Source organism: Prevotella sp. RM4 (genome assembly GCF_000701965.1).
GTDB classification, from domain to species: domain Bacteria; phylum Bacteroidota; class Bacteroidia; order Bacteroidales; family Bacteroidaceae; genus Prevotella; species Prevotella ruminicola.
On record NZ_JNKG01000013.1, the window covers coordinates 1 to 21,997 of the forward strand.

20 protein-coding genes are annotated in these 21,997 nt (G+C 51.3%); 5 read left to right on the top strand and 15 right to left on the bottom strand.

The window, feature by feature from the left end; genetic code table 11:
• Positions 1–225 precede the first annotated feature (225 nt).
• Positions 226–1,143 carry a bile acid:sodium symporter family protein gene (locus tag T499_RS0111970; protein WP_033151181.1) on the bottom strand — a complete coding sequence of 306 codons (918 nt, stop codon included), beginning with the start codon at positions 1,141–1,143 and terminating at the stop codon, positions 226–228.
• A gap of 133 nt (positions 1,144–1,276) precedes the next feature.
• Here T499_RS0111970 and T499_RS0111975 point away from each other — a divergent pair, with 133 nt between their 5' ends.
• The 3 genes from T499_RS0111975 to T499_RS0111985 are packed head-to-tail and all read left to right on the top strand — an operon-like array spanning position 1,277 to position 6,113.
• Positions 1,277–1,858 carry a helix-turn-helix domain-containing protein gene (locus T499_RS0111975; RefSeq protein ID WP_013063601.1) on the top strand — a complete coding sequence of 194 codons (582 nt, stop codon included), beginning with the start codon at positions 1,277–1,279 and terminating at the stop codon, positions 1,856–1,858.
• 51 nt (positions 1,859–1,909) lie between these two features.
• The gene (locus T499_RS0111980; RefSeq protein WP_052173736.1) at positions 1,910–3,616 is read left to right on the top strand and encodes an AMP-binding protein; all 1,707 of its coding nucleotides are present in this window, start codon (positions 1,910–1,912) and stop codon (positions 3,614–3,616) included.
• Positions 3,617–3,662: 46 nt separating this feature from the next.
• Positions 3,663–6,113 (top strand): helix-turn-helix domain-containing protein, encoded by a 2,451-nt coding sequence (locus tag T499_RS0111985; RefSeq protein ID WP_084163141.1) that lies wholly within the window; start codon positions 3,663–3,665, stop codon positions 6,111–6,113.
• On the opposite strand, the gene T499_RS0111990 is transcribed toward T499_RS0111985, so the two are convergent.
• From T499_RS0111990 to purU, 12 genes are all read right to left on the bottom strand, one after another.
• Positions 6,082–7,299: a type IX secretion system plug protein gene (locus T499_RS0111990; protein WP_052173710.1), complete on the bottom strand. Its 1,218-nt coding sequence runs from the start codon at positions 7,297–7,299 to the stop codon at positions 6,082–6,084. The two genes, T499_RS0111985 and T499_RS0111990, sit on opposite strands and share 32 nt — an antisense overlap.
• Entirely contained in the window at positions 7,296–9,269 is a 1,974-nt protein-coding gene (locus T499_RS0111995; protein ID WP_033151183.1) for a fructose-1,6-bisphosphatase, read from the bottom strand. Before T499_RS0111995 ends, T499_RS0111990 begins: the two co-directional genes overlap by 4 nt.
• Positions 9,266–10,345 (bottom strand): glycosyltransferase, encoded by a 1,080-nt coding sequence (locus T499_RS0112000; RefSeq protein ID WP_033151184.1) that lies wholly within the window; start codon positions 10,343–10,345, stop codon positions 9,266–9,268. Before T499_RS0112000 ends, T499_RS0111995 begins: the two co-directional genes overlap by 4 nt.
• Entirely contained in the window at positions 10,314–10,982 is a 669-nt protein-coding gene (locus T499_RS0112005) for a glycosyltransferase family 2 protein (RefSeq protein ID WP_084163143.1), read from the bottom strand. The genes T499_RS0112000 and T499_RS0112005 overlap by 32 nt, the downstream gene beginning before the upstream one ends.
• A 29-nt stretch (positions 10,983–11,011) precedes the next feature.
• Positions 11,012–12,172, bottom strand: coding sequence for a diaminopimelate decarboxylase (lysA, locus tag T499_RS0112010; RefSeq protein WP_033151186.1), 1,161 nt, complete (start codon positions 12,170–12,172; stop codon positions 11,012–11,014).
• A 49-nt stretch (positions 12,173–12,221) separates the two neighbouring features.
• Positions 12,222–13,541: an aspartate kinase gene (locus T499_RS0112015; protein ID WP_013063559.1), complete on the bottom strand. Its 1,320-nt coding sequence runs from the start codon at positions 13,539–13,541 to the stop codon at positions 12,222–12,224.
• Positions 13,542–13,619: 78 nt separating this feature from the next.
• Entirely contained in the window at positions 13,620–14,303 is a 684-nt protein-coding gene (locus T499_RS0112020) for a cell division ATP-binding protein FtsE (protein WP_033151187.1), read from the bottom strand.
• Between the two features lie 27 nt (positions 14,304–14,330).
• On the bottom strand, positions 14,331–14,975 hold the full coding sequence (hisIE, locus tag T499_RS0112025; protein ID WP_033151188.1) for a bifunctional phosphoribosyl-AMP cyclohydrolase/phosphoribosyl-ATP diphosphatase HisIE: 645 nt from the start codon (positions 14,973–14,975) through the stop codon (positions 14,331–14,333).
• 32 nt (positions 14,976–15,007) lie between these two features.
• On the bottom strand, positions 15,008–15,766 hold the full coding sequence (gene hisF / locus T499_RS0112030; RefSeq protein ID WP_033151189.1) for an imidazole glycerol phosphate synthase subunit HisF: 759 nt from the start codon (positions 15,764–15,766) through the stop codon (positions 15,008–15,010).
• A gap of 2 nt (positions 15,767–15,768) precedes the next feature.
• Complete coding sequence (hisA, locus tag T499_RS0112035) at positions 15,769–16,488, bottom strand: 1-(5-phosphoribosyl)-5-[(5-phosphoribosylamino)methylideneamino]imidazole-4-carboxamide isomerase (RefSeq protein WP_033151190.1); 720 nt, start codon at positions 16,486–16,488, stop codon at positions 15,769–15,771.
• Positions 16,485–17,075 (bottom strand): imidazole glycerol phosphate synthase subunit HisH, encoded by a 591-nt coding sequence (gene hisH / locus T499_RS0112040; protein ID WP_033151191.1) that lies wholly within the window; start codon positions 17,073–17,075, stop codon positions 16,485–16,487. The genes hisA and hisH overlap by 4 nt, the downstream gene beginning before the upstream one ends.
• Positions 17,076–17,099: 24 nt before the next feature.
• Positions 17,100–17,963 carry a formyltetrahydrofolate deformylase gene (gene purU / locus T499_RS0112045; RefSeq protein ID WP_013063047.1) on the bottom strand — a complete coding sequence of 288 codons (864 nt, stop codon included), beginning with the start codon at positions 17,961–17,963 and terminating at the stop codon, positions 17,100–17,102.
• 188 nt (positions 17,964–18,151) lie between these two features.
• On the opposite strand from purU, the gene greA reads away from it, so the two are divergent.
• Positions 18,152–18,619 carry a transcription elongation factor GreA gene (gene greA / locus T499_RS0112050; protein ID WP_013063638.1) on the top strand — a complete coding sequence of 156 codons (468 nt, stop codon included), beginning with the start codon at positions 18,152–18,154 and terminating at the stop codon, positions 18,617–18,619.
• Between the two features lie 14 nt (positions 18,620–18,633).
• Positions 18,634–19,389, top strand: coding sequence for an SDR family oxidoreductase (locus T499_RS0112055; protein WP_013064615.1), 756 nt, complete (start codon positions 18,634–18,636; stop codon positions 19,387–19,389).
• Positions 19,390–19,408: 19 nt separating this feature from the next.
• Here the strand turns inward: T499_RS0112055 and T499_RS0112060 are convergent, their stop codons facing one another.
• Positions 19,409–19,900 carry a hypothetical protein gene (locus tag T499_RS0112060; protein ID WP_013063834.1) on the bottom strand — a complete coding sequence of 164 codons (492 nt, stop codon included), beginning with the start codon at positions 19,898–19,900 and terminating at the stop codon, positions 19,409–19,411.
• The gene (locus T499_RS0112065) at positions 19,881–21,932 is read right to left on the bottom strand and encodes a TonB-dependent receptor (RefSeq protein WP_033151194.1); all 2,052 of its coding nucleotides are present in this window, start codon (positions 21,930–21,932) and stop codon (positions 19,881–19,883) included. Before T499_RS0112065 ends, T499_RS0112060 begins: the two co-directional genes overlap by 20 nt.
• Between the last annotated feature and the right edge of the window lie 65 nt (positions 21,933–21,997).

Consider the following 21,997-nt stretch of genomic DNA (forward strand, 5'->3'; position numbering starts at 1 on the left):
TATCTGATGATGGTTTTGCGCTTTTGCACTTTTGCAAACTTGACATTAAGGTATTGGATATTTTAGTAAAATATCTCTATTATTATATAATATATATATTATATAATAATAGGCTTTAAATTATAGATTTCTAAAAACCTTTAAGTCAAGTTTGCAAAACCGCAAAACTGCAAAAGTTATTCCGCTTCTGGGATATCACTCCACTTGGTAGTGTAGCTTGGACTGCTATCTGCCATAGAGTTTTGCGGCGAGGGCGCCGCTGATGTTGTGCCATACGCTGAAGATGGCACCGGGGATGGTGGCCAGGGGGTAGGCGGCAAAATGGAGTACGGCTAAGGATGAGGCCAAACCGCTGTTTTGCATGCCTACCTCGATGCTGAGGGCTACACGTTTGGGATGGGGTAGGCGTAGCAGGCGGCCGATGGCATAGCCTACACTGAGACCTAACAGATTGTGCAATACGACGGCTGCTACTACAATGGCGCCTCCTAACAGCAGGCGACTGGCATTATGGCTGACGATGATGCCTACTACCAGGGCGATAACCACCGACGAGAGGGCTGGCAGATAGGGGGTGACGCTGCGGGTGGCACGGGGCATGAAACGCTGGCACAACAGGCCTGCCACGATAGGGGCTATGACCACATATATAATGCTGGTGAGCATGCCGATGGTATCTACATTGACCATGGTGCCTGCCATGAGCCATACCAGCAACGGGGTGAGCACAGGCGCCAGGAGGGTAGAGCAGGCGGTCATGCCTACCGACAGGGCCAGATCGCCCTTGGCCAGATAGGTGATGACATTGGAGGCGGTGCCACCAGGACAGCAGCCCACGAGGATGACGCCTAAAGCCAACTCGTTAGGGAGCTGCAATGCCCACGAAATAAGGAATGCCAACAGCGGCATAACGGTGAACTGGGCCAGGCAGCCTAACAGGATGTCCTTGGGGCGACTGAGCACGATGCGGAAGTCGGCTGGCGAGAGGGTGAGTCCCATGCCGAACATGATGACTCCTAACATGGGATTGATGGTGTAGGTGCTCATCCAGTTAAGACTTTGGGGGGCGAACAGCGCTACTGCTGCCACCACTACTACCAATGCGCCCATCCAACGGGCTATGAAGTTACAAATGCGTTTCATGGCTGCAAAGGTACAACATTTTTAGCAGAGTGTACAACTTTCTTGTTAAAATCTATTAAAACACGCTTGTTTTCCAATTAAAATATGTACTTTTGCCCTTGAAATAATAGGTAAAAAAATATTTGTAAGTAAGATGAATAATCATTCAGTTGTAGGCGCAAAAATCAAGGGCCTTAGAGAAACCAAGAATCTCAGCATCGACGTGATTGCTGAGCGCAGCGGACTTACCGTAGAGCAGATAGAGAGTATTGAGAATGATGTGAACCTGCCATCGCTGGGTCCACTGATTAAGATTGCTCGTGCTTTAGGTGTTCGCCTAGGTACCTTTATGGATGATAACGATGCCCTTGGACCTATTGTTTGTCGCGCCGAAGATCGTGAGAAGGATAGCAGCATCAGCTTTAGCAACGGCGCTACTGATGCACGTAAGCACATGGAGTATCACCCATTGGCACAGCAGAAGGCTGGTCGCCATATGGAGCCATTCGTAATTGACATTAACCCCGAGGAGAACCCCAACTTCCAGTTGAGCGACCACGAGGGTGAGGAGTTTATCTACGTGATGCAGGGTGAAGTAGAGATTGTGTATGGTAAAGAGACCTACACCCTGAAAGAGGGCGACAGCATTTTCTACGACTCGATTGTAAAGCACCACGTACACGGTGCCCCTGGCAAGAGTGCAAAGATTCTGGCAGTAGTTTACATACCATTTTAATACATTAAACATTAAACATTAAGGATTAAGATGAGTGATGTAAAATACGATATGGCGGGCAGACCGCTGCCTGATAGAACTTATCCAGCCGAGACCGGCTCGGAGGGATACAAGCTGTGGGAAAGAACTCTGGGCGAATGGCTGGAGTACTGGGCTGAGACTACTCCTGATAAGGAATACATAGTATATTCGGATAGAGACCTGCGCTTTACATGGAGCAAGTTTAATGAGCGTGTGGATAATCTGGCCAAGGGCCTGATATCTATCGGCGTTAAGAAGGGCTCGAATGTGGGTATCTGGGCTACCAATGTGCCCGACTGGCTAACCTTCCTGTATGCTACAGCTAAGATTGGTGCAGTGCTGGTAACGGTGAACACCAACTACAAGCAGAACGAGCTGGAGTATCTGTGTAAGGACTCGGATATGGAAGTGCTTTGCATTACCGATGGTACATGGGATTGTAACTATGTGGATATGACCTACACCATGCTGCCAGAGTTGAAGACTTGCGAGCGCGGACATCTGAACAGCGAGCGATTCCCTTACCTGAAGAACGTAGTATATATAGGTATGGAGAAGTATCGCGGTATGTATAACACCGCCGAGCTGCTGCTGTTGGGTCAGAATATCGATGACGAGACACTGAACACGATGAAGAAGCAGGTGAGCTGCTACGATGTGTGCAACATGCAGTACACCAGCGGTACCACAGGTTTCCCCAAGGGTGTGATGCTGACTCACTACGGCATTTCGAACGATGGTTACTTTACCGGCGAGAATATGGGCTTTACACAGGATGATAAGTTGTGTGTATGCGTGCCCTTGTTCCACTGCTTTGGTGTGGTGCTGGCCACGATGAACTGCTTGACTCACGGCTGTACCGAGGTGATGGTTGAGAAGTTCGACCCACTGGTAGTGCTGGCCTCGATACACAAAGAGCGTTGTACCGCCGTTTACGGTGTGCCTACGATGTTCATAGCCGAGCTGAATCACCCGATGTTCGACATGTTCGACCTGAGTTGTCTGCGTACAGGTATCATGGCCGGATCGCTCTGTCCTATCGAGCTGATGAAGCAGGTAAGCGAAAAAATGTATATGACCATTACCAGCGTGTACGGACTGACCGAGAGCTCGCCTGGTATGACGCAGACCTGCCTGAACGACACTTTTGAGCAGCGTTGTACTACTGTGGGACGCGACTTCCCATTTGTAGATGTGAAGGTGCTCGACCCAGAGACCGGCGAGGAATGCCCCGTTGGCGTGCAGGGTGAGATGTGCTGTAAGGGCTTTAATGTGATGAAGGGCTATTATAAGAATCCAGAGGCTACGGCCGAGGTGATCGACAAAAACGGCTATCTGCACTCAGGCGACCTGGGTGTGAAGGACGAGCAGGGCTTCTACAAGATTACGGGTCGTATCAAGGATATGATTATTCGTGGTGGTGAGAACATCTACCCACGCGAGATTGAGGAGTTCCTGTATCACATGCCTGGCATTCGCGATGTACAGGTGGCTGCTGTGCCATCTAAGAAATATGGCGAGGCCGTGGGTGCCTTTATCATCCTGGAAGAGGGTGTGGAGATGACGCCCGAGGATGTGCAGCTGTTCTGCCGAGGTAAGATAGCCCGATACAAAATTCCGAAGTACGTGTTCTTTATCAAAGAATTCCCGCTCACGGGATCAGGTAAGATCCAGAAATTCAAACTAAAGGAGATGAGCCTGAAACTATGTGAGGAACAAGGAATTGAGGTGGTCTAGACCACAATTGAACATGGAACATTGAACATTGAGATTTTAGAGACCTATGACTAGAAGATACGCGATAATACTACTAACAGTGCTGCTGTCGATATTGACTGCAGGGGCTGTTAATGTGTCACCGCGTGTCTTCCGTAATTATACCGCAGCTAACGGTTTGGCCGATAACGGTGCCCAAACCATTCTTTGCACCAAGACAGGCCGACTGGTGATTACCACCGCAGGTCAGATTAACTTCTACGACGGCGCCTCGTTCTCGTATATCGACCCGCTGGATGAGAACATCTACGCCCTGTCGGATTATCGTGGTAATTACCATCTGTACTTCGACAAGTATCACCACATCTGGCTGAAGAACACGGGTAGCGTTACTTGTGTAGAGCTGATTACCGAACGCTTTGTGCCGAGCATTGAGGATGTGTTTGCCGAGTTTGGTGTGAAAGAGCGCGTGATGGACTTGTTTGTGGACCGTACGGGTGTGGTTTGGCTGCTGACGGCTAACGGACTGTATTCGGTTGCAACCAAGCAGTATATTAAGCCTCGTGCGGGCTTGAACCTACAGGACCTGGAGGTGTATAAGGACAAGTTCCTGATGCTGTTCTACGAGAACGGACTGATGGAGATGTACGATATTGCCAAGGGTAAGCGCTTGACCGAGAACCGACCCTATAACGACGAAATGGCCCGCCACTATGCGGCTTCGTCGCTGGTAATGATGGACAGCACCAAGGTGTACCAGATACGTAACGGTGCCAAGGAGGCCATACTGATGCAGTACGACGTGCCACGCAAGGAGTGGACCGAACTGCTGCGCACACCTTACCACCTGAACAGTTTGGTGAAGCACGACTCGCTGCTGTATGTGCCTTGCGAATACGGTTATTGGACAGTACACGAGAGCAGCTACGAGACTACCCATTTCGAGGCACTGAGTATTTTGTCCGGGCAGCCGCTCGAAACCGATATCAATGTGATTGCCTTCGACCGCCAGGGTGGTATGTGGGCCGGTACCGAGAGTCGCGGTATACTTTACTCAAGGCCCTACAAACCGCCATTTATACCCTATGCCTGGGGAACACCTACAGCTAACCAGCTGGGCTCTATGATGAGTAACGTAAACCAGTGGCCAAAATTCCGCGACCGCACCGTGAACTGCGTGTTTAAGGATTCGCGAGGCTGGACGTGGGTGGGCACATCGCAGGGCTTGCAGGTGTATCGCCGCGAAAGCGACCTGTTGCCACAGGTTTACACCACCAAGGATGGCTTGTACAACAATATTGTACACTCGATAGTAGAAGACCAAGCCCACCACATCTGGGTGGCTACCAGCTACGGTATATCGGTAGTGCTGTTTGACGAGGATGACAAGGTACACTTTATCAACAGCTACAACGAGTACGACCATGTGCCTAACGAGGTGTTTGTGAACGGTAAGGCCATGCTGCTGCCCGACGGGCAGATAGCCATGCAGTCGCTCGACCATGTGGTGCTGTTTGATCCTACCAAGATGTCGACACTCGACAACAGTTATCCGTTTAAGATTTATCCTAAGCTGATAAAGCTGATGGTTAACGGTATAGATGTGAACCCTACTACCGAGATTGACGGAAAACGCATACTGGATCGTGCCCTGAGTCGTGTCTGGGGCCTGGATCTGAATTACAATCAGAACTCGTTGACGCTGGTGTTCTCGGCTTTGAACTACTTCCGTCCGCAACAGACGTTCTATCGCGTGCGTGTGCTGGGGCTCGACGAGGAGTGGCGCATACTGTCGCCATTCAGTTCTGATATGGTTGACAAGGATGGCCTGCTGCACCTGCCGCTGATAGCGCTGCGCCCAGGACACTACACCATACAGGTACAAGCTTCGTTAGCACCCGATATATGGGATACCAAACCTTACGAGTGGACCATCGACGTGAACGAGCCTTGGTGGCGTTCGGTAGGTATGTTCGGACTGTTGGCCTTTGTGCTGGTAGTGATGGCGGGTATTAACCTGTTCTACTATATGAAGAATGCCAACCTGCGTGCTATGCGTAACAGCGAGGAGATTGGCCTGATTAACCGTATCTACGCTTTTGTGGACCGTTGTAACACCAGCGCCGAGGTACTGGAGCCAGTGGTTGAGGAATACACTTTGGCACAGCCCGACCCGCAGGTAGAACTGGATGAAGACTTCCTGAAGATATATAAGAAGATTGCCCATGTGGTAGAGTTTGAGCGCAAGAAGAAAAAGATGACCATGCGCCGACTGAGCAATGCCGCCGGCATGGATGCCAAGACGTTCTATCAGGTGATTACCACCAATATATTCAAGAGTCCGCGACCACTGATTAAGCAGGCCCGACTGCAGCAGGCCGAGCGCATGCTGCGTAACACCAAGGAGCCGCTTGAGGTGATAGCTGATAAGTGCGGATTTATTTCGGTAAACTTCCTGATATCGCAGTTCTTCCAGGTTCACCACGTTACTCCCGACCAGTATCGCAGAAAGCGCTAAGGCGCCAAGTGCGGTCGGTAGTGCCCTTGTAATAAACTAAAGCTTGATATTGATTTTCGGTTTGGTAATAGTTGCCCTCGCTGGCTAACTGTTGCCCATCGGCTGTGGTGTACTGGTAGTTGTAATAGCCTTGCTTCTGTAGGATGCTGGCTGTGTAGAGCTCGTTCACGGGGTCGTAATACAGCATGTAGTCGTCGGCACCTGTAGCAGTAGTCCAGCGGCCGCTGATGTAGATAGGTCCCTGGCGTGGTACACGCAGGCGGTAGTTTACCCACACATACTGGCCAGTGGTGCTTACCTCGTGGTAGTCGCTGTTGCGGATACAGAAGGCGCCGTTGGCATCCTCGTCGTACAGGTAGTTGGGGCGGGGGGCATCTACAAAGGTGTAGGCCTGATAGTTCTCGCCATCCCAGGTAATGTGGTCGATACCCATGGTGGGATGACTCACATCCAGCACCTCGAACTTACGATACTCGTTGCCCGCATCGAAGATGAGCTCGCGGTTGTGGCTCCACTCCAGACCGTTGCGGGTGGTGATGTTGGGTTTTATGCCCTGGCGCATATTGCGCTGCTGGTGGTTCTGCATCACTACGGCGTAAATCTGCGTATCGGGGTTGGTAACGGGCAGGCTGCCATAGTCGAGCGCCATCGCAACCTGCTGGTGACTCACTCGGGTGTCGATATCGGTGTTAGGGGTGCTGCTCAGGCTCAGGCGCATACTCTGCTCGGTAACCATAAACTCGGTTACCAATACCTCGCGGTTGTCGTCGTCCTCGTCCAAAATATACAGGCGGTAGTTGCCACTCATCAGCAGCTGGCAGCGGTCGTTGGGCAGCTGCAGCTGGTAGTGGGTGTAGGGTACGATGGTGTTTATGGAGTGGGCGTAATCCTCGATGGGGGTGCCGTTGAAGCCTGAAAGCCAGTCGCTCTCGAACAGCTCTTCGCTTGGTGTCCAGTCGGCCTCACAATGCTCGAGGCGATACACGTAGCGATGGTAGTCGTGCGAGAGTTCGTCGAACTCTACCGTCAGCACATCGTCGCTATGCAGGCGCATCACAGGGGCATTCAGCCAGTTCTGGTTCACCATCGTAACCAGCGTCTTGATGTTGGGCTGGTTAATGCGGTTCTCGGCTTGTGCGGCTAATGGCAGCAGCCACAGCAGGGCTAACAGGCAGCGGGCAATCATCGGCGGCGCTCAGTAATTATACCGTGACGATAGGCGTAAAGCAGCTCCTTCAGGTCGGCAATCTGTGTGCGCAGCTCTTCGCCCTTATCGGTATCGGCCACCAGCATGCGATGGGCCGACATCTCGATAATCTGTGTGGTAGATTTAATATCTATTTCGCGTGCTATAGCATCGCGGGCCGAGGTAAACGGCTCGTGCTGAACCAGTTGGAAACCGCGCGAGTGATATACCAGGGTGTAGCCGGCAATACCAGTCTCCTTGTGATAGGCCTCGGAGAAACCACCATCAATCACCATGAGCTTGCCGCCTGCCTTGATAGGATTCTCGCCGCTACCGGCATGTACGGGCACGTGACCGTTGATAATATGGCGGTTGGTGCCTTTTACGCCGAAGGCATCCAGTATGCGGTCGCAAACCTCCTCGCTGTCGCGCAGCTTAAAGTAATTGCCTTTCTCCTCCTTATAGGTGTCCTTATCTACCAGGAAATAGCGCTCGAAGGTGGCCATCTTCGACTTACAGAACAGGGGCGACTCCTTACCGCACCACAGGTACAGGAAGTAGTCGCGGGCGTAATCCTTATCATCCGAATCGTTCTGGAAGGCCTCGCGGATCATCATGCCGATATTGTGCATCAGCTCCTTGCCCGAGTATTTCCTGCCTGGATAGATCTCTATCTCCTTGAGCGAACCATCGTCGTTGAGCGGGATGGCGGCGTGGAACAGCAGGTTGCTGTTGCTGATGGTGTACATGCAGCCGTGCGACAGCAGCGTGTTGATATGCTTGTGCAGCTTTTCGCTGATGCGGAACGAGTGGTGCAGCTTCTGCATCAGGTCGGCCTCCTCGGCGGTGAGCTTGTTAGGATGCAGGGGATTAACGGTGGGGAAGTTACAGCTCTTCATCTCGTAATCCTTACCATCGATGTTGCAGGTGCCCTTTTCGTAGTTTACCATACTGAGCATACAACGGTCGGTCATCTGCCACTCGGGACGGCGGGTAAATATCTCGGCCTCGGTCTTAAACTGCAGCACGGCGATGGCCTTGTGCATCTTGGCGGTGAGCTGCTTGGTCTTCTCGTCCATCGTGTTGCCTGGCAGCAGCTTGGGCTGGAACTCCAGACAGGGGTCGTTGCCATACACGTCGAGTGCAAAGGTGGCCAGGGGTACCAGGTTAATACCATACTCCTCGATGGTAGTCAGGTTGGCATAACGCAGGCACAGGCGCAGCACGTTGCAGATACAGGCATCGTTACCAGCCGAAGCGCCCATCCACAGCACATCGTGATTGCCCCACTGGATATCCCACGAGTGGTATTGGCGCAGGGTGTCCATGATGATGTGGGCACCAGGACCACGATCGTAGATGTCGCCAAGAATATGCAGCTGGTCGATGGCCAGGCGCTGGATCACATTACAGATGGCGCAGATAAAATCATCAGCACGACCTGTAGAGATGATGGTGTTTACAATCACGCTCACGTAGGCGGCCTTATCGTTGTCGCTCAAACTCTCGTGCAGCAGCTCCTCGATAATGTAGGCAAAATCCTGTGGCAGCGATTTGCGCACCTTCGAGCGGGTGTACTTACTGCTCACGTCGCGGCACACTTTTACCAGTTGGTGGATGGTAATGCGGTACCAGTCCTCTATATCTTTTTCCTGAGCCTTAATCAGCTCCAGTTTCTCTTCGGGGTAGTATATCAGGGTGCACAACTCTTTCTTCTCGCTCTCACGGATATCGTTGCCAAACAGCTCGTTTACCTTACGCTTGATGTTACCCGAGGCATTCTTCAGGATATGGCGGAAAGCCTCGCTCTCGCCGTGAATATCGGCCAGGAAGTGCTCGGTGCCCTTAGGCAGCGCCATGATAGCCTCGAGGTTGATAATCTCGGTTGAGGCGTCGGCAACCGTGGGGAACGATTGTGCTAACAGTTGCAAGTAGTGCAGATCAGTTTCATTGCCGGTAAGATGTTTCATATCTTAAGATGGTTTTTCAGATTGTTACGTAATACGTCGGTCTGTTTATCGTCGAGCGGGTCGATGGGCATGTAACCCTCGTCTAATAATACCTGCTCGCTCAGAACCTGAATCAATCGGGCTGCACGCTTGGTAAGATTGGCGTCTTCGAGTGCTTCGGCCAGCTGGTCGTCGTTCACGTTGTCGCGATACAGCTCGCGTGTCAGCTCCATCATGTTCAACAGAGTAGGGGCTTTGAGCACCTGACGGATGATGCGCATCAGGTAATCGGTCTCGTCGCCCTGATAATCGCCTATCAGCTCCTTGATGGGCTGGGGGCGATGGTATTTCTTGGGGAAATAGGCCGCAATCCTCGCTACGTCGAGTAGTGGCGATGTGTAGTCGAGTATGCGGATACCGTAGTCGGTATAGTTGCTGATGTTCTCATGCTCGGCATATATCAGCAGTCGTCGCCAGTCAATCAGGCGGGCATCCACCTCCTTGGCCTCTTGCTCCACCCAGCGCTTATCGCCCATGATACCTGCCTTGATAATCACCTTGAGGGCACGACGGGTGAGGTCGTCCATCAGTTCGAGGGTGTTCGAGTCGAGTATCTTCTGATAGATGGCAAATGTTTGGGCAGCCATCTCGGCAGGACTGATGGTGTTGGTGGTAACGGCATTGTGAACCTCCTCAACCCGTGGGTTCCACCCCAGCTCCATAAAGCTCTGTCGCTCCATTTTGCCCAGGGTAATCACTGCATAGGCCCCCTCGATAAACTCGCGCTGTACCAGCGTCATAGCGGCACGCTGCTGGGCGGGCAGCATCTGCAAGGCAAAGGGCTGCAGCTGTCCGTGAGGTGTTACTACGGTACGGATATTAAGCTTACGGGCGCAACGCATGGCCTTGGTGTGCAGCATCTGGTTGGCGCCATGAATGTGGATGATATCGGCCTGGGCGTCGCGAGCCTGTTGGTAGAAGGATTTGCTGTTATCGGCCACTACCACGGTGGCACTCTGTCGTAATCCCTCTACCAACAGCTGTACATGACGTTGTATCAGCTCGTTATTCTTTGGGTAGATATGTAATATATTCATATCTGCAGAACTGGTTTTTCCAGAAAATGCGCCAACGCAAAGCCTGACGCTGAACAAACGATGGCTTGAGTTCGAAGTACTTCAGCACATCGAAGGCCACCGATTTCTTGATAACGATGAAATCGTAACGCCCCCAGCGGTAGTGGTGGCGCTTGCGGGTTCTCACCTTCTTTAATCGGCGCTCTATGCGTGTAATATGGTCACTGGCATCATCTACATCGACGAATGCCTGCAGTTTAATGCCTTTCTTGGTAAGATAGCCTAACGTCAGGTCGGCGGTGTCATCAAAGGTATCGTTGATGGCCTGCAGAATATCTGCGTTTACGGGCGCATGACTGGCGTTGGCAAAGATTAACCAATCGTTTTTCGCTGCCTTGATACCAATGTTATAGGCCTGCTTTTTGCTCATGGCATGCCCTTCTGACTTGGGTAGGAAGGTGGTATAGAGGTTGGGGTAATCTTTTTTAAGAAGCTTGAGTATATCAGGCGTCTCGTCGGTAGAAGACTCATCTACCACCACAACCTCGTAGCCAGGCGCATACTGCTGGGTGAGGAAAGCCGTTAAGTTTTCCTGCAGCTCGTACGCCTGGTCGTACACGGTCATGATAACAGAGAATCTCCGTTCGTCTTTATTCATTTTATAATTTTTACATTTTTACATTTTGCTTACAGCTCATCGCTCATGTAGCCCTTTGGCAGGCGGCGACAGTTGTACTGCGACGCCATAATCTCGCCATAGGCACCAGCCGATCGGATGGCCAGCAAATCGCCGCGCTTAGCCTTGTTCAGGTCGATCTGCTTAGCAAACACGTCGGTGCTCTCGCAGATAGGACCTACCACATCATAGGCCTCGGGTGCTTCGTCGCTGGTGATATTCTCAATCTTATGGTAAGCCTGGTAGAGTGCCGGGCGGATGAGGTCGGTGAAGCCTGCATCGACAATGGCAAACTTTTTAACTGCACCTTCCTTAATATATAAGGTACGTGTGATAAGGCTACCGCACTGAGCCACAACGGCACGTCCCAGCTCAAAGTGCAGGGTTTGTCCGGGCTGCAGTTTCAGCTTCTTGGCATAGGTGTCGAAATAAGCCTTGAAATCGGGAATGGGCACACGGTTGGGGTGCGCATAGTCGATACCCAGTCCACCACCCACGTTGATATGCTCAACACGGATGCGATGACTGATAAGCTCCTGCTGCAGCTCGTTTACGCGATTGCAGAGTGCCTCGAAATCGCCCATATCCAATATCTGCGAACCAATATGGAAGTGCAAGCCTACAAATTTTACGTTCTCCATCTTCTCGGCCTCGCGAATCACCTTTACCATATCGCCCATAGCGATGCCGAACTTGTTCTCGGCCAGTCCGGTGGTGATGTTAGCGTGGGTGTGGGCACCCACATTGGGATTCAAACGGAAAGCCACGCGAGCCACCTTGCCCTTCTGGGCTGCCAGCTCGTTGATAACCTCGAGCTCGGGGATGCTCTCTACGTTAAAACAGAAGATGTCGTTGTCCAGTCCAAGTTTGATTTCCCAATCGCTCTTACCTACACCAGCATAAACGATTTTCTCCTTGGGGAAGCCTGCCTTGATTGATGCTTCAACCTCGCCGCCGCTTACGCAATCGGCACCCAGTCCGGCTTCGCGTATGATGCGCAGAATGCGTGGGTTGGCATTTGCCTTCACGGCATAGTGCACCACAAAGCCTTCGTGCTTGCTGGCTTCGTTGTTAATCGTTTGTAGTGTCTGGCGCAGCAGAGCTGTGTCGTAGTAGTAGAAAGGTGTCTCAATCTCGTTGAACCTCTCTACTGGGAATATTCCTTTAGCCATTGTCTTGTTTGTCTCTTTCTAATTTTTACATTTTTAAATTCTTACATCTTTATTTTTTAAAGATGGTGTCGCTCAGCTTCTGCAGGGCGCGCTTCTTGTCCTCTTCGCGAATCAGGAACGAGATGTTGTAGTTAGAACCACCGTAGCTTACCATGCGAACGGGGATATCCTTCAGCGCGTCGAGGGCGATAGTCTCGAAGCCTACATTGCTCCAATCCAGGTCGCCAACCACACAGATGATACACATGTTGGTATCAACGGTAACGGTGCCGTACTTCTTCAGTTCATCCACAATCTCGCCCAGGTGAGCGCTGTTGTCGATACTCATCGATACACCAACCTCTGAGGTACAAACCATATCGATAGGAGTCTGGTAGCTCTCGAAGATCTCGAATACCTTACGCAGGAAACCGGTAGCCAGCAGCATGCGTGATGACTTGATCTTGATAGCGGTGATGTTGTCCTTAGCAGCGATAGCCTTGATCTTGCCATACTCGGTCTTGTTGCTGATGGTAGTACCCTCGGCCTCAGGATCCATGGTGTTGAGCAGGCGAACGGGGATACCAGCATACTTGGCAGGCTGCACGCAGGTTGGGTGCAGAATCTTAGCACCAAAGTAAGCCAGCTCGGCTGCCTCCTCAAAGTGCAGCTGGTGAACAGGCTCTGTGCCGTCAACCACACGTGGGTCGTTATTGTGCATACCATCGATATCGGTCCATATCTGAATCTCATCAGCACCGATAGCAGCACCAATCAGCGAGGCTGTGTAGTCGCTACCACCACGCTGCAGGTTATCAATCTCGCCATAAGCGTTGCGGCAGATAAAGCCCTGAGTCAAGAATACCTGAACACCCTCGTGCTCCTGCATCAGCGCAGCCAGCTTCTCCTTGATATATACAGGATCGGGCTCGGCATTCTTATCAGTACGCATAAAGTCGAGTGCGTTCAGCAGTACGGCCTTGATACCAATCTCGTTCATGTAGTTAACCACCATGTTGGTCGACATCATCTCGCCCTGAGCCACAATGCTCTTCTCCTCGAAAGAAGTAAAGAGCTCCTTGGTGAACGAGCGCAGGTAGTCGAACTCGCTCTTCAGGAACTCGCGGGTTGCGGCCTTGGTCTCGTCCTTGCTGTAAAGCTCGTCAACATGCTTGTCGTACTTCTGCTCCAAGCGGTTAATCACCTCGTTAGCACCATCGGGGTTCTTCTTGTAGAGATAGTCGGAAATCTCGACAAGACTGTTGGTGGTGCCCGACATAGCTGAGAGCACTACGAAAACTGGTTCGTTAAACTTGGTAACAAGTGCTGTTACCTCCTTCATTCTCTCTGGTGAGCCGACGGATGTTCCGCCGAATTTCATTACTTTCATAAGCCTTATATTTTTAATTTTCTAATGCTCAATCTTTAATGTTTAATCTTTAATCTTTAATGTTTAATGTTTAATGTCTCAAGCCTTTGGCTTGATCACCACCTGTTCCATCTTGCCATCCAGGCACTGGAAGGCTTTGCCAGGGTACTTGTTTACCAAGCCGATGTTGTGGGTCGACATAATCACAGCAGTACCTGTTTCGGCGATGCTCTTCAGCAGCTGCATAATGCTGTCGGCTGTGTCCTTATCCAGATTACCTGTAGGCTCGTCGGCGATGATGAGCTTAGGATGATTCAGGATGGCGCGGGCGATGGCCACACGCTGCTGCTCGCCACCCGACAGTTCGTTGGGCATCTTAAACAGTTTCTCATCGAGGCCGATTTGGTCCATCACCTCGCTGATGCGGTTGTTGATGGCATCGTTATCTTTCCAACCTGTGGCCTTGAGCACAAAGCGCAGGTTTTTATATACGGTGCGGTCGCTGAGCAGCTGGAAGTTCTGGAACACCACGCCCAGGTCGCGGCGCAAGCCAGGAATATCTTTGCGGCGGATGGTCTTCAGGTCGCGCTCCAGCACGATAGCCTCGTCGGCCTCGTCAACATCCAGTTCGCCGTAGAGTGTCTTCAGAAGCGAACTTTTACCCGAGCCTACGCGACCAATCACGTACACCATCTCGCCCTCGTTAACCTCAAGGTTCACCCCCTCGAGCACCTTAATGCCCGAATCCTGGTAAACGTTTACATTCTTATAATTAATCAGCATTCTATTATTTTTTTTTGCCAAAATTTACTATTTCATTTTGCCAGCGGCTTTGGCTTCGCGGCGCTGCTTGTCCCAGTTGGGATCGTGGCGCTTGTGCAGCTCGTCGGCCACCTGCTCAATACGCAAACCCTTGCTGGTGAGCAGTACGGTGAGGTGATACAGCAGGTCGCTGGCCTCGTAAACCAGGTGCTCGTCGGTACCGTTGGTAGCCTCGATCACTGTCTCCAAAGCCTCTTCGCCCACCTTCTGGGCAATCTTGTTGATACCATCCTTAAACAGTTTGGTGGTATAGCTGCCCTCGGGCATCTCCTGGTGGCGCTTGTCGATAAAGTCCTGAAGCTCGGTCAGGAATGCTACGCCGCTATCGTTGGTCTCGCCCCAACAGGTGTCGGTACCTGTGTGACAGGTTGGTCCGTCGGGTGTTGCCTTTACCAGCAGGGTATCGTTATCGCAGTCCACTTTGATATCTACCAGATGCAGGAAGTTGCCGCTGGTCTCGCCTTTGGTCCAAAGGCAGTTACGACTGCGACTCCAGAATGTAACCTTCTTGGTATCGATGGTTTTCTGGTAGGCTTCCTCGTTCATATAGCCCAGCATCAGCACGTTCTTAGTTTGGGCATCCTGGATAATAGCGGGCACCAGGCCTCCGCTCTTTTCAAAATCTATCTTCATTGTTATATTTGACAATTTGACTATTTACTATTTTACAATCTGACGTTTATACCCTCATCTTTTAGATAGCGTTTGAGCTCGGGGATGGGGATTTCGCCGAAGTGGAACACACTGGCGGCGAGGGCGGCATCGGCATGACCATCGATAAAGGTGTCGCGGAAATGCTCGCGCTTACCGGCACCACCGCTGGCGATGATGGGTATAGAGAGGTTGTCGGCCAACTCGCGCAGAGCCTCGTTGGCATAGCCTTCTTTCACACCATCGTGGTCCATCGAGGTAAACAGTATCTCGCCTGCACCACGCTCCTGGGCCTCGTGTGCCCATTCAAACAGGCCGCGCTCAGTGCGCTCGCGTCCACCTTTCAGGTAGCAATGCCATCCATCAGGATCGAATCTCGCATCAATGGCCACTACGCATACCTGCGAACCAAAGCGACTGGTAATCTCGTTAATCAATTCGGGGCGGCGGATGGCAGCGCTGTTCACGCTCACCTTATCAGCTCCGGCATACAGCAGGCGCTCTACATCGGCCAGCTCGTTAATGCCACCACCCACGGTAAAGGGGATATTTATCTCTTTAGCCACACGTGTTACCATGTCGGTAAACGTCTTGCGCCCCTCGAAACTGGCTGTGATATCCAGGAAGCAGAGCTCGTCGGCACCTTGCTCGCTGTAGGCCTTACCCAGTTCAACCGGGTCGCCAGCCGAGCGCAGGTTTACAAAGTTGGTGCCTTTAACGGTCTCGCCATCCTTCACGTCCAAACAGGGTATGATTCTTTTTGCTAATCCCATCTTTATCTATTAAGTTTAATCAGTTCGCGAAGGTCAATCTTACCTTCGTAAATGGCCTTGCCGAACACAACGGCAGGTACGCCGATTGCTTCGAGGGCCTTGATATCTTCGATACACGATACACCGCCACTGGCTATCAGGTGCAAATCGGGATATTTCTTCATCACGTCAGCATAGAGTTCAAAGGCTGGACCGCCGAGGGTGCCGTCTTTCGAAATCTCTGTGCACAACACGTTCTTCACACCAGCATCCACGTATTTCTTGAGGAAAGGCAGCAGGTCTTCTTCCGAATCCTCCTTCCAGCCGTTGATGCTGATTTTGCCATTGCGCACATCGGCACCCAGAATCATGCGGTCAGGACCGTATTTCTGCAGCCACCAGGTAAACAGGTTGGGCTGGGTAACGGCAATAGAACCAACGGTTACCATCTGTGCGCCAGCGTCAAAGGCTGCCTCGATATCGGTATGGGTCTTAATGCCACCACCGAAATCTACTTCGAGCGATGTTTCAGACGTGACCTGAGTAAGCACCTTGCTGTTAACAATATGTTTTGATTTGGCGCCATCAAGATCTACCATGTGCAGACGCTTAAAGCCGATGCGTTCAAACTCGCGGGCCATCTCTAAAGGCTCGCCGTACTCGGTTTTCTGGTCGTAGTCGCCCTTGGTCAGTCGTACACACTTACCAGCAATAATGTCGATAGCGGGAATCAGTTCAATCATAAGTCTATAAAGTTTTTAATAATCTGTTCGCCCACCTTACCACTCTTTTCGGGGTGGAACTGGCAGGTATAGAAATTATCCTTGTGCATTGAGGCCGAGTAGGGCAGAATGTAGTCTGCCGTAGCGATGGTCTCGTTACACACAGGCACATAGTAGGAGTGTACAAAGTAAACGTAAGGGTGCTGGCCTAAATTTTTTAGAATCGGGTTATCGCTCACCCGCAACTCTTGCCATCCCATACACGGCACCTTGTCCTCGTGGCGTTGGGGCTGGAAACGTTTTACTTCGGCATCAAAAATGCCTATACACTCGGTATCGCCCTCCTCAGAGTGGCGACATAATAGTTGCTGACCTACGCAGATGCCGAAAACGGGCTGCTTCAGGTCGCGTATCAGCAGGTCGAGCTTGCGGGCCCGCAGATAGTCCATCGCTTCGCCAGCATGACCTTGTCCAGGAAACAGTACCTTATCGGCCTTCATCAGCAGTTCGGCATCGTCGGTCAGCGTGGGCTCTATACCCAGGCGCTTCAGTGCGTTCACCACCGAATAGATATTTCCTGCGTTGTATTTTACTATTGCAACTTGCATTCTTTTTCTCTTTTTTGCTAAATATTAGCTAAATATAATCGTCTTGTTCTTGTATGTGAGGATTTTGCGCTGGATGTGCTTGCTCACAGCGTGTGAGAGCACGATTTTCTCCAAGTCCTTACCCTTCAGCACTAAGCTCTCGGGTGTGTCCTTGTGGGTAATACGGGTAACATCCTGCTCGATGATTGGACCGGCATCCAGCTCGGCTGTAACATAGTGGCTGGTGGCACCGATAATCTTCACACCGCGCTCGTAAGCCTGATGATAGGGCTTGGCACCGATAAAGGCTGGCAGGAACGAGTGGTGGATGTTAATGATATGATGCGGATATTCGGCTATCATCTCGTCGCTGATAATCTGCATGTAGCGGGCCAGCACGATAAACGAGATATCCTCTTTCTTCAGCAGCTCCATCTCGGCCTTCTCTACCTCCTCCTTGTTGCTGTGGTCTTTCTTAATGCTCCACACATAGTAGGGAATGCCGAATTGGTCGGCCACGTAGCGCAGATCCTCGTGGTTGGATACGATACAAGGAATGTCGCAGTTAAACTCGCCAGCCTTCCATCGTGCCAGCAAGTCGTACAGGCAGTGACTCATCTTACTAACGAAGATAGCCATACGTGGACGCTTATCGCTGAAGTACAAGCTGAATTTCATTTGGTAACGCTGCGCATAAAGGGTGGTGATGTACTCGTAAATCTTGTCGCGAGGAATCATAAATCCTTCCAGTTCCCACTCAATACGCATAAAAAACATGCCGTCCACCTTGTCAACATACTGATCCAGGTAAACGATATTCCCCTTATTATCGGTGATAAACTTAGTTACTTCCGAAATAATGCCCTGCTGATCGGGGCAGTGGAGTAGCAGAATTGCTGTTGTTTCCATCTCTACATCTTTATTTTTTTACCTATAAAATTCAAGGTGCAAAGATAAATAAAAAGATTGTAAAAACTGCCGAAATTTGAATAAATATCTAAACTTTGCCAAAAATAGTGCTCTAAATCGTAAAATATGCGTTTTTTTTGCTAATTTTGCAGCCGAATTGATAGTAAATAACACGAAATTGTATCATTATGGAATATATGTCGCAAGAAGGCTGGGACAAGCTCGTAGCCGAATTGAAACAACTGGAGACGGTAGATTTACCTGCTTGTAAGGATGCCATCAGCGAGGCGCGCGATAAGGGCGACCTGAGCGAGAACTTTGAGTATCATGCTGCCAAGCGCGAGCAGGGCCGCCTGTTGGGTCGTATCAGCTTTCTGCAGAAGGTGCTCGAGAATGCACGCGTGATTGATACCTCGCTGTTGGGTAAGGATTGCGTGGGACTTCTGAGTAAGGTTGAGATGACCAATTTAAATAACAATGCTAAGATGACTTACACCATCGCAAGTCCCCACGAGGCAAACCTTCGAGAGGGTAAAATCAGTATCAAGTCGCCTATTGCTCAGGCCCTGTTAAATAAGAAGGTCGGCGATGTGGTAGAGGTGCGTGTGCCCGCTGGTATGGTGAAGCTTAAGATTGAAAATATCACAATGGAATAAATAACACAAAAATTATGAAAAAGATTGTATTGATAACAGGTGCCACAAGTGGCATTGGTGAGGCTTGTGCCCGCAAGTTTGCCCAGAATGGCGACAAGGTGATTTTGACTGGACGTAACCAGGTCCGTATGACAGCGATAGCCGACGAGCTGAAGGCCCAGGGTGCCGAGGTGCTTACCTTGATGTTTGACGTGCGCGACCGTGAGGCTGCCCGTCAGGCTATCGAGAGCTTGCCTGCTGAGTGGCAGGAGATCGACGTGCTGGTGAACAACGCCGGACTGGCCTTAGGTCTGGAGCCCGAATTCGAGGGTAACAGCGATGATTGGGACGGTATGATTGATACCAACGTAAAGGGACTTCTGACTATGACCCGCCTGATTGTGCCTGGTATGGTGGCACGTGATCGCGGACATGTGATTAATATGGGTTCGGTAGCTGGTGATGCTGCCTACGCTGGCGGTAACGTGTACTGTGCTACCAAGGCTGCCGTTAAGGCGCTGAGCGATGGTTTGCGTATCGATGTGGCTAACACCGCCGTACGTGTAACCAACCTGAAGCCCGGACTGGTAGAGACCAACTTCAGCAACATCCGTTTCCACGGCGACGAGGAGCGCGCTGCCAATGTATATAAAGGTATCAAACCTCTTACCGGCGACGATATTGCCGATGTAGCTGTTTACGCTGCAAACGCTCCCGCTCACGTGCAGATAGCCGAAGTGCTGATTCTGGCTACCCATCAGGCAAGCGGAAGCGTGATTGTTCGCAAATAAGTCTATGCGGCTGCGCTGTTTATTGCGCGGTGGCTTGTTTCATCCCCTCAACAAACTTGGCTTGTAACTGTGCGGCCAGTAGGTTGTGGGGATTTAATTTGAGTGCTTTCTCGAAGTTCTGCAGCACATCCAGATAGTACTTCTGTCCGTTCTGCGCTGGGTTCTGCACAATACGCGTCATGTACAGGAAACCACGCAGGGTGCACAGATCCGACTGGTCGGCTCCCTTCATCTGTGCCATCTGATTGATGGTCTGTTCGGCCTGTGCCAGCATCGGTTCAGCCTGGGCGGCATGCGGGTTGGTGATGGCGAAATTCAAACTGGCCAGCGCCAATTTGTACTTAGGTGCCACGCTGTCGGGCTGCATGGCCTCCAGGCGCTTCAGCATGCCAATCTGGTTCAGCATCTCATCGGCCGATGGCTGCTGTGCCTGCTGGGCATACAGGTTAATCACACTTGCAAAAACTAACACTACTGTAGCAACTACGTGCTTAAAAATTACTGATGTCATAAGCTTTATTATTTTTAAGTGAAACTAAAATGGTTACATAGAAAAATCTGTCGCGATTAGATATGATGCCCTTTCCGTTGGCATCGTAACGATGGATGTTGGTGCGGCCCAACACGTTATTGAGCGAGGTGTAGATAATCACCTTTGGACTGAGAAGATACGTCAGGTTTACATCTACGCTGTTGTAATGCGGGGTGGTGCCCTGGGCAAAGTGTCGCCCTGTGGCATAGCTCTCGCTGATACCAAAGATGCACTTGCCGATGCTGTATTTGGCTGAAAGGCGCAGGTTGTGGCGCGAGGCAAAGCTGGGTGTGCTTAGCTCGGTATAATCCTGATACAGACGCTCTGAATCGTTCAGCGAGTAGGCGAGGGTGGTAACGAGGCGTGGACTGATAGAATGGTCCTCAACGAACACATCCACACCCCTGCTGGTGCCATAGCCATCAGCCAGCCACTCGCCCTGCGGTATTCGGGGCAGATGGCGATAGCGCTTTAGATAAGGCTCGATACGCAGCAGACTCGATGCACCCTTGTACTGCATGCTCAGTATCACGTGATTAGCTGTGCTCTGGGGTAACGTGTTGTTGCTCTGGGCCAGCTGGTCGTCGTTAGGTGTCTGACTGTACCGGCCTGCCACCAGCGATACCTGCCACTGCTTGTTGGGTATATAGCTCAGGGTGGCGCGTGGCATCAGCTGCCAGCGGGTGCGCATCAGTTCGGCACGGGCGGATAGGTTCACAAATACCTTAGGCATTACGCGCAACTGGGCATCGGCATGGGCACCAAATATGTTGTAATCAAGTGTGTACTGATAAGGCATGAAGTCCAGCGTGCTGTGGCGCAGGTAGTCTTCAATACCTGTAGATAGCTTCAGGCGATCGTTCACCACCTTGCGCAGTTCGGTCTTCAGGTGTATCTCGTTGCGATGGTTGCGGTAGTGGTCGCCAGCGCTTACGGCATCATCGATATGATTCCAAACACTCGAGTTGGCTACGCCTACAAACAGCGTGGTGCCGCGGGCGATAGGCGCCTTGTAAGTCAGGTTGGCATAGATGTTGTGCTCTTTCAGACTCAGATGGCGATCGTCCTCGTGCAGGCCTACCGAAGTCAGGTTGTAACCCACATACGATTTCAGCACGCCGCCACAGGTATATTCCTTTTTATATTGTGCCTCGCCCGAAAGCTTGCGATAGGGTCGGGTAAAGTCCTGGCGCTGGGTAAACAATCGGTCGTAAAGGGCCATGCTGGTATAGGTGGCGTTAAACGACAGAGCACTGTTGGTAAACGCTTTGGTACCGCCTATATTCCAATCCACCAGCGAGGCACTTACGCCCAGTTTGTCGCTGGTAGCCATATCGGTAGTCTCCATCGGAAGCACGGCACTCAGCGCCTGTCCGTATTCGCCGTTGTAGCCACCTAAGGTAAAATTGATACCCTTAAACAGGAATGGCGAAAACCTACCACGCACGGCAGTATTCTCGGTATTGGTACTGTAGGGCACCAGCACGTGCATGCCGTTCACAAACGTCTGGCACTCGTCGCTCTCTCCGCCACGTACGTATAGTTTACCGTCTTCGCCCACCTTCTGGGTGCCGGGCAGCGACTGCAGGGCAGCTACCACGTCGCCACACGAGTTGCCGCTCATCACTACATCCAGCGCGTCCATCGTTTTAAAACCGTCGCTCTTGCCAAAACTATAGGTGCTGGCTGTTACCACCACCTCGTTGATGGCTGTGGCACGTTCTTGTAGGCGTACATCTATATCCTTCAGCGTGCTTACAGGGGCGGTGCGGGTATAGTCGTCGTAACCCATATAGGTCACCTTCAGCGTTACCTCGCCCGTCTGGGTGGTCTTAAAACTGAATCTACCTAAGGTATCGGTCAGGCATCCGTCTATCGTACCTACAATAAATACATTGGCGGCGGGCAGGGGTGTGCGGCCGTCGGTTACTGTTCCCGTTACGGTGGTTTGTGCGGCCAGGTTGCAGGCCCAGAGCAAACCGATGATGATATGTGCAAACTTCTGTTTCATGCCGCAAATGTACGGCACGTTTTTCATAGTTCCAAATTTTGCTGACCATCAGCTAAAACTACTGA